Below are 14,717 nucleotides of genomic sequence, written 5' to 3'. Positions count from 1 at the left end.
TCGAGCACGGCTCGTCAGCGGGCGACGGATGCAGCGGAACATGGGGGCGCTCGTCATGATGCGATCGGGAGAGTTCGGGTTCGGCACGCAGATCCGCAAGTCGCCTTACTTCGAGGCGACGGTGCGCTGGGGCGCGCGGCAATTCTCCGTGTACAACCACATGTACATCCCGCGCGATTTCGGCGACCCGGAGCAGAATTTCTGGAATCTGGTGCAGGCTGCCATCCTGTGCGATGTCGCGGTCGAGCGGCAGGTCGAGATCACCGGGCCGGATGCCGCCGCCTTCACGCAGTTGCTGACGCCGCGAGATCTCTCGAAGGTCTCGGTCGGCCAGTGCAAGTACGTCCTGATCACGAATGCCGACGGGGGGATCCTGAACGACCCCGTCCTGCTGCGGCTGGGGGACGACCACTTCTGGCTCTCGCTGTCCGACAGCGACATCCTGCTATGGGCGCAGGGCGTGGCGGTCCATTCGGGCATGGACGTCACGATCCGCGAGCCGGACGTCTCGCCGCTCCAGCTTCAGGGCCCCGCCTCCGGCGACATCATGAAGGCGCTGTTCGGCGAAGCGATCCTGGATCTGCGCTACTACTGGCATCGCGAGGCGGATCTCACCGGAATTCCGCTGATCGTCTCCCGCACCGGATGGTCGAGCGAGCTCGGCTACGAGCTCTATTTGCGCGACGGCTCGCGCGGCGACGAGCTGTGGGAACGGATCATGGCCGCGGGCGCTCCGTTCGGGCTGAAGCCCGGCCACACCTCCACGATCCGCCGGATCGAAGGGGGCATGCTGTCGTACCACGCCGACGCCGACATCTGCACCAACCCCTTCGAGCTCGGCCTGGAGAGGTTGGTCGATCTCGACATGGAGGCCGACTTCATCGGCAAGCAGGCCCTGCGCCGGATCCGTGCCGAGGGGGTGAGGCGCAAGCAGGTCGGGCTGCGCATCGACGGGCCGCCACTGGCGGGTCCGAACACCGCGTTCTGGCCGGTCCGCAGGGATGGAGAGGCAGTCGGCAAGGTCACGTCGGCCGTCCACTCCCCGCGCCTCGAGCAGAACATCGCCCTGGCTATGGTCGCGGCGGATCACGCCGAGATCGGTCTCGCGGTCGAGGTCGCCATGCCGTCGGGCCCGGTTCCGGCGCAGATCGTCGAAAAGCCCTTCTTCGATCCACGAAAGAGCCTCGCCGCAAGCTGACCGCGATGCTCCGCTCGGCGTGAAAGGCCTGATGGGCCGCGAGGGGAGCCGTCTCCGCCACGCACGGCCGCCCGCGTCAGTTCGCCGCCCTCTCCGCCACCAGCATGTAGTTCACGTCGAGGTCGCGGCTCGAGAGGTGCCAGGCATCGGCGAGGGGATTGTAGACGACGCCGCTCCGGTCGGTGACCGTCAGGCCCGAGAGCTCGAGCTCCCGCGCCAGCTCCTCCGGCCGCACGAGCTTCGAGTAGGTGTGCGTGCCGCGCGGCAGCCAGCCGAGCACGTATTCCGCGCCGACGATCGCCATGGCGAAGGCCTTCGCCGTCCGGTTGATCGTCGCCGCGAAGAGAAGCCCCCCGGGCTTCACGAGGCCTGCGCAGGCGGCGAGGAAGCCCGGCACGTCGGAGACGTGCTCGACGACCTCCATCAGCACCACGACGTCGAAGCGCGCGCCCTCCGCGGCCAGCGCCTCGGCGGTCGTCGCGCGGTAGGTGACCTCGACCCCCGCCTCCTCCGCGTGCAGCGCCGCCGTGGCCACGTTCGTCTCGCTCGGATCGACGCCGGTCACCTCGGCGCCGAGCCGCGCCAGGGGCTCCGAAAGCAGGCCGCCGCCGCAGCCTATGTCGACGATCGACAGGCCGTCGAGGCTGCGGATCCGGCGGGCGTCGCGGCCGAAATGGCGCACGCTGTGGTCCCGGATGTAGTCGAGCCGCACGGGGTTGAACTTGTGGATCGGCCTGAACTTGCCGTTCGGGTCCCACCATTCCTCGGCGAGCCTCGCGAAGTGCTCGACCTCGCGCGCGTCGACCGAACCCCCGCCAGGCGTCGCGCCCGTCTCCGACATGGCCGAATTCTCCCTCCGCGCACGGCCCTTCGCGGGCCCTCCAGTTGCGCCACCTTCTGTGACAGAGTATCTAGGCGCGCGCAAATATCGGCACCGGCAGCCTGCCGCGCCCGCCGGGAAGTTGAAACGCCGGGATCCCTTCCAGCCATGGCCCGCATCGTCATGAAGTTCGGCGGCACCTCCGTCGCCGATCTCGATCGCATCCGCAACGTCGCGCGCCACGTCAAGCGCGAGTACGACGCGGGCAACGACGTCGCCGTGGTCGTCTCGGCGATGGCCGGCGCCACGAACCAGCTCGTCAACTGGACGAAGCAGGCCTCCGCGATGCACGACGCGCGGGAATACGACGTCGTCGTCTCCTCGGGCGAGCAGGTGACGGCGGGGCTTCTCGCCATCACGCTCCAGTCGATGGACGTGCACGCCCGCTCGTGGATGGGCTGGCAGATCCCGCTGAGGACCGACGGGTCGCACGGTTCGGCGCGCATCGCCGACATCGACGCGAGGAAGCTCGTCGAGCGCATGGGCGAGCGTCAGGTGGCCGTCATCGCCGGCTTCCAGGGCGTGAGCCCCGACAACCGCATCACGACGCTCGGCCGCGGCGGATCCGACACGAGCGCCGTCGCGATCGCGGCGGCGGTGAAGGCCGACCGCTGCGACATCTACACCGACGTCGACGGGGTCTACACGACCGACCCGCGCATCGTCCCGAAGGCCCGCCGGCTCGACCGCATCGCCTTCGAGGAGATGCTGGAGATGGCCTCGCTCGGCGCCAAGGTGCTGCAGGTCCGCTCGGTCGAGCTCGCGATGATCCACGGCGTGCGCACCTTCGTGCGCTCGAGCTTCGACGACCCCGACGCGCCGCAGGCCGGCCCCGGCGGTCTTCCCCCTGGCACGCTCATCTGCGACGAGGACGAAATCGTGGAAAAGCAGATCGTCACCGGCATCGCCTACTCCAAGGACGAGGCCAAGATCACGCTGCGCCGCGTGGCCGACAAGCCGGGCGTCGCCGCCAACGTCTTCGGCCGCCTCGCCGACGCGAACATCAATGTCGACATGATCGTGCAGAACGTCTCCGCCGACGGCGACTTCACGGACATGACCTTCACCGTGCCCGCCTCCGAGCTCGACCGGGCGCTGGCGACGCTGAAGGACGGCGGCGTCGGCAGCGACTATGCCGACATCCAGGGCTCCGCCGACATCGTGAAAGTGTCGGTGATCGGCATCGGCATGCGCAGCCACGCCGGCGTCGCGGCCCAGATGTTCAAGGCGCTCGCCGGTAAGGGCATCAACATCCAGGCCATCACGACCTCCGAGATCAAGATCTCCATCCTGATCGACGCGGCCTACACCGAGCTTGCGGTGCGGACTCTGCATTCGCTATACGGGCTCGACACCCAATAGACACGACGGAGCGACCTTGGCCGTTGCCGCACTGGCCGAGGTCGGCGATCCTTTGATCAGCCTTTGCCCGAAGAGGGATACGTGGGATGCGGGGTTCTATCGTGGGCCCGCGCGTCATGCTTCGCCGTTTGCGGGAGCTGATGGCGGAGCCGGTCAACGCGCAGGAACGGCTCGACAAGATCGTCGTCACGATCGCCTCGAACATGGTGGCCGAGGTATGCTCGGTCTATGTCCTGCGTGAGGACGGCACGCTCGAGCTCTTCGCGACGGAGGGCCTGAAGCGCGAGGCCGTCCACCTGACGAGCCTCAAGCTCGGCGAAGGCCTCGTGGGCACGATCGCCGCCCAGGCGGAATCGCTCAACCTCTCCGACGCGCAAGGCCATCCGGCCTTCGCCTACCGGCCGGAGACGGGCGAGGAGAGCTATTCCTCCTTCCTCGGCGTGCCGATCCTGCGCGGCGGCCAGACCCTCGGCGTGCTCGTCGTGCAGAACCGCGCCTCCCGCGTCTACAGCGAGGAGGAGGTCGAGGCGATGCAGACCACCGCCATGGTGATGGCGGAGATGATCGCCGGGGGCGAGCTCGAGGCGCTCGTGAAGACGGGCGAGAAGCTCGCCATCAGCCGCCCCCGCCACCTCTTCGGCCACGCGCTGTCGGAGGGCATAGGCCTCGGCCACGCGGTCCTCCACGAGCCGCGGATCGTGCTGAAGAACCTGATCGCCGAGGATGCGAGCCAGGAGCTCGCCCGGCTCGACGCGGCGCTGCGCTCGCTCAGAACCTCGATCGACGCGCTGCTCTCGCGCACCGAGATCGCCCGGCCCGGCGAGCACCGCGAGGTGTTCGAGGCCTTCCGCATGTTCGCGCACGACCGCGGCTGGGTCGAGCGCATGCGCGAGGCCGTCATGTCGGGGCTGACGGCCGAGGCGGCCGTCGAGCGCGTCCAGAACGACACCCGCGCCCGGATGCAGCGCCAGACGGACCCCTATATCCGCGAGCGGCTGCACGACCTCGACGACCTCGCCAACCGCCTGTTGCGCGAGCTCGTCGGCTGGGCGCAGCACCCGGCGAAGGCGGATCTGCCGAAGGACGCGATCCTGATCGCCCGCTCGATGGGTCCGGCCGAGCTCCTCGACTACGACCGCGACACGATTCGCGCGCTCGTGCTCGAGGAGGGCGCGCCGACGAGCCACATCTCGATCGTGGCGCGGGCGATGGGCATCGCCGCCGTCGGCCAAGTCGAAGGTGTCCTCGACCTCGTCGATGCCGGCGATTCCGTCATCGTCGACGGTCTCTCCGGCGAGGTGCACATCCGCCCGACGGCCGAGGTCGAGCGCGCCTATATCGACAAGGTGCGCTTCAGGGCGCGCCGGCAGGAGCAGTATCGCCAGCTCCGCGACAGGCCGTCCCGCACGAAGGACGGCCAGGACATCAAGCTGCTGCTGAATGCCGGGCTCCTCGTCGACCTCGCGCAGGTCTCCGATGCCGGCGCCGCAGGGATCGGCCTCTTCCGCACCGAGCTGCAGTTCATGGTGTCGGCCACCTTCCCGCGCATGCGCGACCAGCGCGAGCTCTACCGCAGCGTCATAGACGCCGCGGGCGAATTGCCCGTCACCTTCCGATCGCTCGACATCGGCGGCGACAAGATGCTGCCCTACATCGCAACCGGCCACGAGGAGAACCCGGCGCTCGGCTGGCGAGCGATCCGCATGGCGCTCGACCGCCCCGCCCTGCTGCGCACGCAGATCCGCGCGCTCCTCCACGCCGCGGCGGGCCGCCAGCTCAGGCTCATGTTCCCGATGCTGACCGAGGTGGCGGAGTTCGACCGGGCGCGCGATCTCGTCGAGAACGAGCGCCAGCACCTCCTCAGGCACGGTCACGAGATCCCGCACGAGGTGCTCCTCGGCACGATGATCGAGGTGCCGTCCGTCCTCTGGCAACTCGACGAGCTCGTCGCGAAGGTCGACTTCCTCTCGGTCGGGTCGAACGATCTCCTGCAGTTCATGTATGCGGCCGACCGGACGAACAGCCGTGTCGCGGGGCGCTTCGACGAGCTTGCCCCCGCTCCGCTGCGGGCCCTGCGGACGGTCGTCGAGGCGGCCGATCTCGGCGGCGTGCCGCTCACGCTCTGCGGCGAGATGGCCGGCCGGCCGATCTCGGCGATGGCGCTCCTCGGCATCGGCTTCCGCGCGATCTCCATGGCGCCATCGGCCATGGGGCCGGTGAAGGCGATGATCCTGAGCCTCGACCTTCAGAAGCTGCAGGACTGGCTCCTGCCCGAGCTCGCGATGCCGCGCCAGTCCCTGCGTGAAGACCTTGTCGCCTTCGCCCGGGATCACGATGTGCAGCTCTAGTCCGCCGGACGCCGTGGCCCCGGGGCCCGCGCCGCGCGCGGACGGGCGCGGAGCCTCCTGCTCCTCGAACGACGAACGAGAATGATCGCCAAGGACAAGCTGAAATCCCTCTCCGACCGGCTCGAGCTGATCGAGATGCAGATGGCCGACGGGGCCGACGCCGACACCTATGTCAGGCTGTCGCGCGAGCACGCCGAGGTCGCCCCGGCTGCCACGAAGGCGCGCGAGCTCCTCGGCATGATGGAGGAGCGCGCCGGCATCGAGGAGATGATCGGGGACCCCTCGACCGACCGCGAGATGCGGCAGCTCGCGGAGGGCGAGCTCGCCGATCTCGACGAGCGGCTCGAGGCGCTCGGCAGCGAGATGCGGATCCTCCTCCTGCCGAAGGACGCGGCCGACGAGAAGAGCGCGATCCTCGAGATCCGCGCCGGCACCGGCGGCGACGAGGCGGCGCTCTTCGCGGGCGACCTCTTCCGCATGTACCAGCGCTATGCCGAGCTGAAGGGCTGGAAGGTCAACGTTCTCTCCGCCAGCGAGTCCAATCTCGGCGGCTTTCGCGAGATCATCGCGGAGGTGGCCGGGCGCGGCGCCTATGCCGAGCTCAAGTTCGAATCGGGCACGCACCGCGTGCAGCGTGTGCCGGAGACCGAATCGGGCGGCCGCATCCACACCTCCGCGGCGACCGTCGCTGTCCTGCCCGAGGCCGAGGAGGTGGATTTCGAGCTGAACGAGGGCGACCTCCGCATCGACGTCTACCGCTCGTCGGGGGCCGGCGGCCAGCACGTGAACACGACGGATTCGGCCGTGCGCATCACCCACATCCCCACGGGCGTCGTCGTGGCGGTGCAGGACGAGCGCTCGCAGCACAAGAACAAGGCGAAGGCGATGACGCTTCTGCGCTCGAGGCTGTTCGACGCCGAGCGCGAGCGCTCGGCCTCCGCCCGCGCCGCGGAGCGGAAGAGCCAGGTCGGCTCCGGTGACCGGTCGGAGCGCATCCGCACCTACAACTTCCCGCAGGGCCGCGTCACCGACCACCGCATCAACCTCACGCTCTACAAGCTCGACAAGGTGATGATCGGCGAGGCGCTGGGCGAGCTGATCGACGCGCTGATCACCGAGGACCAGGCGCTGCGGCTCGCGGCCGTCGAGGCGGAAGGCGGCCGCCGCGCATGAGCGGGCTCCGCGCCTCCGAGGCGGCGCGCGCCCTCGCCCGCCGCCTCGCGGAACGCGGATGCGACACGCCGGACCTCGACGCGCGGCTCCTGACCTCCCACGCCGTCACCGGCGATGCCTCGCGCTACGTCCTGATCGCGCGCGACCCGCTCGACGTCGAGGCCCGGGCGCGGCTGGAGGATCTGGCCGGCCGCCGCCTCGCCGGCGAGCCGGTGGCGCGCATCCTGGGACGGCGCGAGTTCTGGAGCCTCGACTTCGAGCTGTCCCCCGACACGCTCGACCCGCGGCCCGACACGGAGACCCTTGTCGCGGAGGCCCTGTGCGAGATCGACCGCGGTCCCGGCCGGGAGGCGGCGCTGCGGCTTGCCGACTTCGGCACCGGGTCGGGCTGCATCCTCGTGGCGCTTCTGAGCGAGCTTCCGAACGCCCGGGGTCTCGGCATCGACGTGAGCCCGCACGCCCTCAGGACCGCCCGCCGGAACGCCGAGGCGAACGGGGTAGGCGAGCGCGCGCGCTTCGTGGCGGGGGACTGGGGCGCGGCGATTTCGGCCCGGCTGGATGTAATCGTCACAAACCCTCCCTATATTGAATCGGAGAACGTTCCAGGCCTCGCTGCGGAAGTCGCCCGATTCGACCCGCGGCGCGCGCTGGATGGCGGCGATGACGGGCTTGAGGCCTATCGCGCGCTCCTGCCGCAGGTGCCGGCCCTGCTCGCACCGGACGGCGTGTTCATGGCGGAGATCGGCTCGAGCCAGTCCGCCGCCGTTTCGGAGCTCGCCACAGCGCACGGATTGCGCGTCGACCGGGTGGCGAGGGATCTCGCGGGGCGAGACCGCGTCGTCGTGGCGCGCCGGATGCGCCGATAACTTGGCCTAACTGTCAGAAAGCGCTTGGATACCGGGCACGAAAAGGATAGGGTCAAAGCGGTTCCGGGGGAGCATAGACATCTCGCCACCGCTTCGTTCGCAGAGAGCGACGGGCCGTGGTTGCATGATTGTCTTGACGGGTTGAGCCCCAGGGTTTCGCAGGCGACCCCACCATCCATCAAAGGACCGCCCAAGCGGTCATGCAGTGGAGCGATTTGATTCCGGCGTCGAGCCAGGAACAGGCAGCTTTCGCATGATGAGATCCGGCCGATCGGTTGTGCGCCGGACATTTGGATTCTGCCGCGGGCGAGGACATGCCCGAGCGTCTGTCGGCCGAAGGACGGCTCGCCACTCTTCGGCTTTGTGTATTGAAACGGAGACTTCTAACTCCCCATGAGACCGGGACAGCAGAACAAGCGCATGCGCAGCCGCGGACGCCGTGGGCCGAGCCCCCTCTCCCGCAGCTACGAGAGCAACGGGCCCGACGTGAAGATCCGCGGCACGGCCAATCACATCGCGGAGAAGTACCTCCAGCTCGCACGGGATGCAGCGGCCGCGGGCGACAGGGTCGCCGGCGAGAACTACCTGCAGCACGCCGAGCACTACTTCCGCATCATCGCCGCCGCGCAGGGGTCGAACCAGCAGCAGAGCGACCAGCAGTCGCAGCCGCGCGACCGCTTCAGCAGCGCAAACGACGACGATCAGCCCTACGAGGATGACGGCGGCCGCGACGAGCGCCAGCAGGGCGACGGCCGGAGCCGCGACCAGGACCGGCAGCGCAGCCAGGATCGTCAGCGCGACAACCGGCAGCGTGACGAGGCCCCGGAGGCGCGCGCCGAGGAGCATCGGGACGCGCAGGGTGGCGACGAGGGCCAGAAGCAGGGCGAGGGCGAAAGCCGCTCGAGCCGCCGCCGGCGCTCGAGCCGCTCCAAGGGCAACGGCCACGCCGAGCCGTCGGTGAGCGAGGCGCAGGGCGAGGCGCAGCCGGAGGCGAGGGCCGAGGAGCCCGCGCCGCAGCCGGCGGCTGCCGAAGCACCGGAGGCCGCCACGGCTTCGGAGGAGGCCGCAGAGGCGCCTGCTCCGAAGAAGCGCCGCGCGCCGCGCAAGAAGAAGGACGCCGATCAGGCCGAGGCGTCCGCGCCCGAGACCGAGGACGCGAACGCCTGAGGGTTCGCCCTCGGGAGCGGCCGGCCTATGCACCCGTCGCCGGGGCGGATCCCATCGCCCCGGACGCCCCTTCGACGCCGACACCCGCCGCGCCGCTGCGCCGAACCGGGCGCCGCCAGGTCGCCCGCGCGGCGCCTCACGGCGCCTTCTTTCTCTTCCCGTCGATCAGCACCGCCTGCTGCCATCGGCTCGGCGGCTTGTCGGTCCGGTGGATGCAGCCCGCCCAGCAGGAGGGCCGCGTCTTGCCCTCCTTCAGCTCCTCGCAGGTCCGCACGATCCGGCGCTGCCGCGTGGCGGCTCGTTTCGCATCCTCCACCCAGCAGATGAACTCGTTCCGCCCGAGCGGCGTCAGCTTCTCCCACAGCGCGAGCGCTTCGGGGTCCGACTGAACCGCCACCCGAAGATCGTCGGCTGCTTCGTGCACGGTGCCGTGCGGAAAGGCGTCTGCCGCGAGACCCCCAGGGCATGCCGCGCCGGCAGGGCCGGTCATCTTCTCCGAAGCGGCCATGATGATCTTCGCAACCGGGCCAGGCGATGTTCACGACGAGCCGGCACGCACGGCGGCGACGCATCTGCATGCGCCGTCGCCCACTGGTCGCACCGGCGCAGATAGCCTCAACCTTCGCGGTCGAGCGTCGATTTCAGGTAGTCGAAGTGCCGCTGTGCCATCCCCCGATACGCGACCCAGCCATCGGCGGTGTTCTGCGCGACCTCGTCGCTGAGGATCGAGAGCGGCTGACCAGACGACCGCGCGAGGATTACGGTCTGCGCCGCCTTCTCGAAGAAATAGAGGTCCTCGAAGGCATCGGCCACGGTCTCGCCGGTGACGGTCACGCCGTGGTTGCCCATGACGAGGACCGACTTGTCGCCCAGGGCGCGCGCCAGGTGCTGCCCTTCCGCCTCGTTGTCGGAGATCCCGCCGAACTGAAGGTCGTAGCCGATCCGGCCGAAGAACCGCGCCGTGTTGTTGTCGATGGGCGGCATGGTCGGGTCCTGCAGGCAGGCGAGCGCCGTCGCATAAGGCGAGTGGCAGTGCAGGATGACCCGCGCGTGCGGCGCCTCCCGGTGGAGCGTGCCGTGGACCGCCCAGGCCGACGGGTCCGGCGCATCCGGCCCCTCCATGTCGGGCGGCGCGTCGAGGTCGAGCTCGAGGAGGTCTTCCGGCCGGATCGTCGCGAAATGCTGCCAGCGCCGGTTCAGCAGGAACCGTCGCCCGTCGGCGGACAGCGCGGCGCTGAAGTGGTTGCCGACGGACTCGCTCCAGCCGAATCTGTGGCAGAGCCGGAAGGCCGCGGCCAGGTCCTGCCGCAGCGCGGCAGGATCGGCGACGTCGGAGCCTGCAACCCGGGCTGCGACGTTCATCGCTTGAACCTCCCCTCGGCCACCAGCGCGCGGTAGGTCGAGCGCATCTCCGCCCGGTCCGTATAGCAGCCGCGGATATAGCGGTCGCCGCTCGAGGCGGTGTAGGCGGCCCGGCCGTGCACGATGCGGTGGTTGTCGAAGACGATGCACTCGCCGGCCTTCAGGGTGAAGCGCATGACGTACTTGTCGTCCTGCAGGAGCTTGCCGAAGCGGCAGAACGCCGGATACCAGTCGTCGAGCAATGTCTGCGGCAGGTCCACGAGGTCCAGCATGTGCTGGCTGATCGTCAGGCCGGACACCTCGCCATACTGGTCGAGCTCGATGATCCGCTGCCAGGACCGCATGTCGTAGTCGTCGTGCTCGCAGTAGAACGGCACGTCGGTCTCCGCCAGCAGGCGGAAGCCCTTCGGGTCGATCTCGCGGAAGTCGTTGGCCGCGGCCATGCCGTCGCCGAACAGGTTGCGCCCGCCCTCGACCGTGTTCGCGCGCATGTGCAGGAGCTGGATGCCCGGCGCATGCTCTTCGGCGGGCGTGTCGGTGTGCAGCTCGAGCGCGGAGGCGGTGTAGGCCGTGTTGGTCGGGTTGATGTGCGTCTTCACGTCGAAATAGGTGCCGAAGAAGGTCGGGCGCACCTGCCCCATCTGGTTCGCGAGCTCGGTCAGCGCGGCGTCGGTGTCGGGCATCTCGGTGACGACGGCGACGCCCTCCACGATCAGCGCCTCGAGCCACTGGCGGCGCTTCTCGCCGTCGGACGTGACCTCGGCGTGGGTGAAGCGGGCGACCTCGGGATAATGGTCGCCGTACCACGGCCGCCGCGCCAGGTCGGCCGGATCGGGGCGGCGGTTGCCGCCGGCATAGGCCTCGAGCCACTCCAGCGGCATCCGGGTCGTGTGGTCTTCGTTCGCCCAGTCAATCAGCAGCGCGTCGCCCTCCACCGTGGCCGAGCGGGCGACGGGCGCCTCGCTCAGGTGGAAGATGTCGAAGCTGCGCTCCCGCGTCTCCGGGTTGAAGCTCGTGGGATCGTTGTCGCGCAGCCAGTAGTAGTTGAAATAGGCATCGCCCTTCGAAAGTGAAAGCGTCAGCCCTTTCGTGCCGAGGGTGACGGCGGAGGCCACGGGGGCTGTCATCACGTTCATTGGTGTCCCTTCCCGGCTGATGGTAAGATCCGCCCAAGGAAGCGCGCCCTGAGCCCGCCGGAGAAGGCCGAAATCGCTAAAGCCGAGGTAAGCTCCAGGTTTACATGCAGAGGCTGCCTCCCCTTCGCCTCCTCGTCACCTTCGAGGCCGTTCGCAGGCTCGGCTCGATGCGCCTCGCGGCCGCGGAGCTGAACGTGACGCGCCCGGCGGTCAGCCAGGCGATCAAGTCCCTGGAGGCCTGGGTCGGCGTTCCCCTCTTCGACAGGACGACCAAGCCCTCCGTCGCCACCGAGGCGGGCGAGCGCCTGGCGCGGGTGACCCGCGCGAGCCTCGGGCAGATCGGCGAGGTGGTCGACGAGATAAGGCTCAGCGCGGGCGCCGACGACCGGCAGATCACCGTGTCCTGCACGATCGGCATGGCGACCTACTGGCTGATGCCGAGGCTGTCGGCGTTCTACGGCCGGTTTCCCGATGCGATGGTGAGCGTCCAGGCGCCCCCCTCCGACATGCCGGCCTTCTCCGCCGGGATCGACGTGGCGCTGCGCTACGGCCCCGCCCCCTGGGACGACGGCGAGACCGTGAAGGTCTTCGAGGAGCGCGCCTTTCCGGCCGGACAGCCACGGAGGATGGCCGCTCTCGGCTCCGACCTCGCGGTGCTCCGCACCGTTCCGCTGATCGAGGTCCGCACGCCGCACGGCAACCACTGGGCTGGGTGGCGGGACTACTTCGCCGCCAAGCGCATCGACCCGCCGACAGGGCCCCGGCAGACCTTCGACAATTACGTCCAGGCGACGCAGGCCGCGCTCGACGGCCACGGCATCATGCTCGGCTGGCGCTCGATCAACGACGCCCTCCTCTCAGAAGGACGCCTCGCCTCCCTGGCGGACGGCGTCCACGATTTCGGCACGACCTACTGGGCGACCTCGGCCCGGAGGCGGTCGAGCAACCCCTTCGTCCGGGGCTTCCTCGAATGGGTCGGAGAAGCGGGCGCGGCCTTCGAGCGAACCGTCCACGACCAGGCCCCGGCACGAACCCCCGCCCCCGACGCGCCCCGCCCCGGCCCGTCCCGCGGCCGAACGAGCTGAGGCCCGAGCGGCGGGTCGCCCCGAGCGGCACGCCGACATGCCGTTCAGTCGCCCGCAGCCTCGGCACCGCCTGCCACCGCCAGCGGCACCGCCCTCGCCCAAGGCGACCAGTCGGGCGGCGACGCCCCCATGACGGCCGGCGCTGCCGGCTTCCCGTGCCGCCCTGTCCGACGCAGCCTTGATCCGCATCAAGGGGCGCGGCGGCCGGTCGAGGCAATGTATGGCGAGCCGGTTGGCACGAGCAGGCAGGATAGGGACGGGAGACGCCGGGTCATGCAGTGGTGGCTGAACGTGTTCTTCCTCGTGAACGGACTCTGGGTGCCGGGCCAAGAATTCGACGGCTGGGCCCCGCGGCCCTACGCGAGCGAGAGGCTGTGCTTCGAGCGGAAGACGTTCGCCGAGCGCGAATCTCGCCTTCACCCGCTCGACCATCCCGCAGTCTGGATCTGCTCGGAAGGTGAACCGATGCGTGAGCCCCCCGATGACATGCGCGGCCGGTCTTGCTGAGGCTCGAGGTGCGAGAGCGCCATCGGCCATGTCCGGGCCGTCTGCGCGCGGCCGCACCGCGTCCCGCTGCTTTCTGCGCGACGCTCTCGAGCTACATTTCGTGAGGCCCGAAAAGGTCCGGACATTGATCGCTTCGCTGGTCGGCGGGCTTCTCTTGCTGCTTGGACCTGTTCGCGCGGGCGAGCTGGAAGACCATGGCCCGACCATGGCGGGCTTCTCGCTCGTGACGCGATCAGAAAACGCGTCGGTTCCGGAATCTACTGTCATTCTTCGGTACGAGGGGCCGATCGACCACCCGATGGCCGACGACCTCCAGGCGATTTCGCAGGAGCTCGGCGAGAGCATCGAAAGGGTGATCCTCGAACTCGACAGCGTCGGAGGCGAACTGAACGAGGCGAGCAAGGTGATTGACGTTCTGGCGGACATGCGGGCCCGTGTGACGCTCAAGACGCTCGTTCGCCAGGGCAGGCGATGCCTCTCGGCATGCGTGCTCGTCTTCATGCAGGCCGAGACCCGGGTCGCGGGCGGCGCAAGTGCTTGGATGTTCCATGGGGCGTGCCCGCCCGGCACTAACGTGCCCTCCCTGACGCTCACCGCGCGCTTCACGACCCTCCTGCGCGACGCCGGTGTCGACCCGCAGTTCATCCGCTTCCTCGTGCAGGAGGGCTGCCTCGACCGTCCGGGCGGGTACTGGGCGAGCGGCTACGAGCTGTTTCACGTTCACAAGGCGAACATCATCACCCGGCTGCTCGATCCGTGGGAGCCTCTCTCCCCTTCCCGCGGCGTCAGAGATCCGCAGATCCAGCCCCGCTAGCGGGCCGCTCGCCGCCGGCTCCGCCCCCTCACTCCCCCGCCATCTCCACCCTATCCCCCACGCGCACCGTCCCGCCTTCGACCACTTCCGCGTACACCCCGAAATCCTGGTGGCCGAAATTCTGGTCGAGGAGGCGGGGGATCTGCATGTCGCGGGCGCCGGTCTGCGGGTCGACATTCACCGCCGCACAACGCTGGATCGGCTCGATCACCTTCAGCCGCGCCTCGCCTATGCCGATCTCCTGCCCGACGAGGACGAACTCCGCCCACGGCTTCAAGCCCTCGATCAGGAGGTTCGCCCGGAACCGGTCGGGATCGACCGGCGCATGCGTCACCCGCTCGAGATCAGTCAGGCTCGCCTGGTTGATGATCGAGACGACCTTCGCCGGCACGTCGGAGAAGCTGAAATCCTCGGCCCGCAGGATCTTCGGCGCGCCGCGCAACTCGCCCGCCATGTAGCCCGCGAAGAACTGCTCGAGGATCTGCCGGCCCAGCGGGTCGTCGAGCCGGCCGCCGGCCACGCGCTTGCCGTGCCGGAAGATCGTCAGCGTCCGCGTCTCTTCCTCGAAGCGCGTCTGAAGCGCCGCCAGCCGCTCGTTCTTCATCAGCATCAGGAACTTGATCTTCGGCAGGTGCTCCGGCGCCTCGGGGTCGAAGCCCGAGCGGCCGTTCTCGATCGCCCAGCCGCGGTCGTGGGCGATCGTCTCGCCCGGCGTCAGCTCGGTTTGATCCAGCGCATCGGGGCCGAGCCCCTTCACGGGGTAACGTCGGATCCGGGTCAGGCGTCCAAGGGTCAAGGTCCGTGTCTCCGGTCGTCGAG

At 69.4% G+C, this 14,717-nt stretch carries 14 protein-coding genes; 9 read left to right on the top strand and 5 right to left on the bottom strand.

Annotated features, from left to right (window positions below; genetic code table 11):
- Window positions 1–28 precede the first annotated feature (28 nt).
- A complete protein-coding gene (locus N177_RS12265) occupies window positions 29–1,198 on the top strand; it encodes a glycine cleavage T C-terminal barrel domain-containing protein (protein ID WP_023432662.1) in 1,170 nt (389 codons plus the stop codon).
- Between the two features lie 76 nt (window positions 1,199–1,274).
- Here the strand turns inward: N177_RS12265 and ubiG are convergent, their stop codons facing one another.
- Window positions 1,275–2,039, bottom strand: a complete 765-nt coding sequence (gene ubiG, locus N177_RS12260; protein ID WP_023432661.1) for a bifunctional 2-polyprenyl-6-hydroxyphenol methylase/3-demethylubiquinol 3-O-methyltransferase UbiG — start codon at window positions 2,037–2,039, stop codon at window positions 1,275–1,277.
- 147 nt (window positions 2,040–2,186) lie between these two features.
- Between ubiG and N177_RS12255 the strand changes: the two genes are divergently transcribed.
- The 5 genes from N177_RS12255 to N177_RS22065 all read left to right on the top strand — a co-directional run bounded on the left by N177_RS12255 (window position 2,187) and on the right by N177_RS22065 (window position 8,994).
- Entirely contained in the window at window positions 2,187–3,440 is a 1,254-nt protein-coding gene (locus N177_RS12255) for an aspartate kinase (RefSeq protein WP_023432660.1), read from the top strand.
- Between the two features lie 86 nt (window positions 3,441–3,526).
- Complete coding sequence (gene ptsP / locus N177_RS12250) at window positions 3,527–5,788, top strand: phosphoenolpyruvate--protein phosphotransferase (RefSeq protein WP_023432659.1); 2,262 nt, start codon at window positions 3,527–3,529, stop codon at window positions 5,786–5,788.
- A gap of 81 nt (window positions 5,789–5,869) precedes the next feature.
- A complete protein-coding gene (gene prfA, locus N177_RS12245; protein WP_023432658.1) occupies window positions 5,870–6,961 on the top strand; it encodes a peptide chain release factor 1 in 1,092 nt (363 codons plus the stop codon).
- Window positions 6,958–7,827, top strand: a complete 870-nt coding sequence (gene prmC, locus N177_RS12240) for a peptide chain release factor N(5)-glutamine methyltransferase (protein WP_023432657.1) — start codon at window positions 6,958–6,960, stop codon at window positions 7,825–7,827. The genes prfA and prmC overlap by 4 nt, the downstream gene beginning before the upstream one ends.
- Before the next feature lie 393 nt (window positions 7,828–8,220).
- Window positions 8,221–8,994 carry a DUF4167 domain-containing protein gene (locus tag N177_RS22065; protein ID WP_040485706.1) on the top strand — a complete coding sequence of 258 codons (774 nt, stop codon included), beginning with the start codon at window positions 8,221–8,223 and terminating at the stop codon, window positions 8,992–8,994.
- Between the two features lie 136 nt (window positions 8,995–9,130).
- Here the strand turns inward: N177_RS22065 and N177_RS12230 are convergent, their stop codons facing one another.
- The 3 genes from N177_RS12230 to N177_RS12220 form a co-directional block, all read right to left on the bottom strand.
- Complete coding sequence (locus tag N177_RS12230) at window positions 9,131–9,502, bottom strand: YdeI/OmpD-associated family protein (protein WP_023432655.1); 372 nt, start codon at window positions 9,500–9,502, stop codon at window positions 9,131–9,133.
- Window positions 9,503–9,609: 107 nt separating this feature from the next.
- Complete coding sequence (locus N177_RS12225; protein WP_023432654.1) at window positions 9,610–10,356, bottom strand: class II aldolase/adducin family protein; 747 nt, start codon at window positions 10,354–10,356, stop codon at window positions 9,610–9,612.
- Window positions 10,353–11,492: a TauD/TfdA family dioxygenase gene (locus N177_RS12220; RefSeq protein ID WP_023432653.1), complete on the bottom strand. Its 1,140-nt coding sequence runs from the start codon at window positions 11,490–11,492 to the stop codon at window positions 10,353–10,355. The genes N177_RS12225 and N177_RS12220 overlap by 4 nt, the downstream gene beginning before the upstream one ends.
- Window positions 11,493–11,596: 104 nt before the next feature.
- Between N177_RS12220 and N177_RS12215 the strand changes: the two genes are divergently transcribed.
- From N177_RS12215 to N177_RS12205, 3 genes are all read left to right on the top strand, one after another.
- On the top strand, window positions 11,597–12,577 hold the full coding sequence (locus N177_RS12215; protein ID WP_023432652.1) for a LysR substrate-binding domain-containing protein: 981 nt from the start codon (window positions 11,597–11,599) through the stop codon (window positions 12,575–12,577).
- Window positions 12,578–12,850: 273 nt separating this feature from the next.
- A complete protein-coding gene (locus N177_RS12210) occupies window positions 12,851–13,084 on the top strand; it encodes a hypothetical protein (RefSeq protein ID WP_023432651.1) in 234 nt (77 codons plus the stop codon).
- 124 nt (window positions 13,085–13,208) lie between these two features.
- Complete coding sequence (locus tag N177_RS12205; protein ID WP_160170930.1) at window positions 13,209–13,898, top strand: NfeD family protein; 690 nt, start codon at window positions 13,209–13,211, stop codon at window positions 13,896–13,898.
- A gap of 28 nt (window positions 13,899–13,926) precedes the next feature.
- On the opposite strand, the gene N177_RS12200 is transcribed toward N177_RS12205, so the two are convergent.
- A complete protein-coding gene (locus N177_RS12200; protein ID WP_040485705.1) occupies window positions 13,927–14,694 on the bottom strand; it encodes an MOSC domain-containing protein in 768 nt (255 codons plus the stop codon).
- Window positions 14,695–14,717: the final 23 nt, after the last annotated feature.

This window comes from Lutibaculum baratangense AMV1 (genome assembly GCF_000496075.1).
Lineage (GTDB): Bacteria > Pseudomonadota > Alphaproteobacteria > Rhizobiales > Tepidamorphaceae > Lutibaculum > Lutibaculum baratangense.
This window is presented reverse-complemented; position numbering and strand designations above follow the sequence as displayed.

Coding starts and splice junctions, on each gene's coding strand:
- prfA (WP_023432658.1), top strand. CDS start 5,870: ATGATCGCCAAGGACAAGCTGAAATCCCTCTCCGACCGGCTCGAGCTG.
- prmC (WP_023432657.1), top strand. CDS start 6,958: ATGAGCGGGCTCCGCGCCTCCGAGGCGGCGCGCGCCCTCGCCCGCCGC.
- ptsP (WP_023432659.1), top strand. CDS start 3,527: ATGCGGGGTTCTATCGTGGGCCCGCGCGTCATGCTTCGCCGTTTGCGG.
- N177_RS12215 (WP_023432652.1), top strand. CDS start 11,597: ATGCAGAGGCTGCCTCCCCTTCGCCTCCTCGTCACCTTCGAGGCCGTT.
- N177_RS12265 (WP_023432662.1), top strand. CDS start 29: ATGCAGCGGAACATGGGGGCGCTCGTCATGATGCGATCGGGAGAGTTC.
- N177_RS12210 (WP_023432651.1), top strand. CDS start 12,851: ATGCAGTGGTGGCTGAACGTGTTCTTCCTCGTGAACGGACTCTGGGTG.
- N177_RS12225 (WP_023432654.1), bottom strand. CDS start 10,356: ATGAACGTCGCAGCCCGGGTTGCAGGCTCCGACGTCGCCGATCCTGCC.
- N177_RS22065 (WP_040485706.1), top strand. CDS start 8,221: ATGAGACCGGGACAGCAGAACAAGCGCATGCGCAGCCGCGGACGCCGT.
- N177_RS12220 (WP_023432653.1), bottom strand. CDS start 11,492: ATGAACGTGATGACAGCCCCCGTGGCCTCCGCCGTCACCCTCGGCACG.
- ubiG (WP_023432661.1), bottom strand. CDS start 2,039: ATGTCGGAGACGGGCGCGACGCCTGGCGGGGGTTCGGTCGACGCGCGC.
- N177_RS12255 (WP_023432660.1), top strand. CDS start 2,187: ATGGCCCGCATCGTCATGAAGTTCGGCGGCACCTCCGTCGCCGATCTC.
- N177_RS12230 (WP_023432655.1), bottom strand. CDS start 9,502: ATGGCCGCTTCGGAGAAGATGACCGGCCCTGCCGGCGCGGCATGCCCT.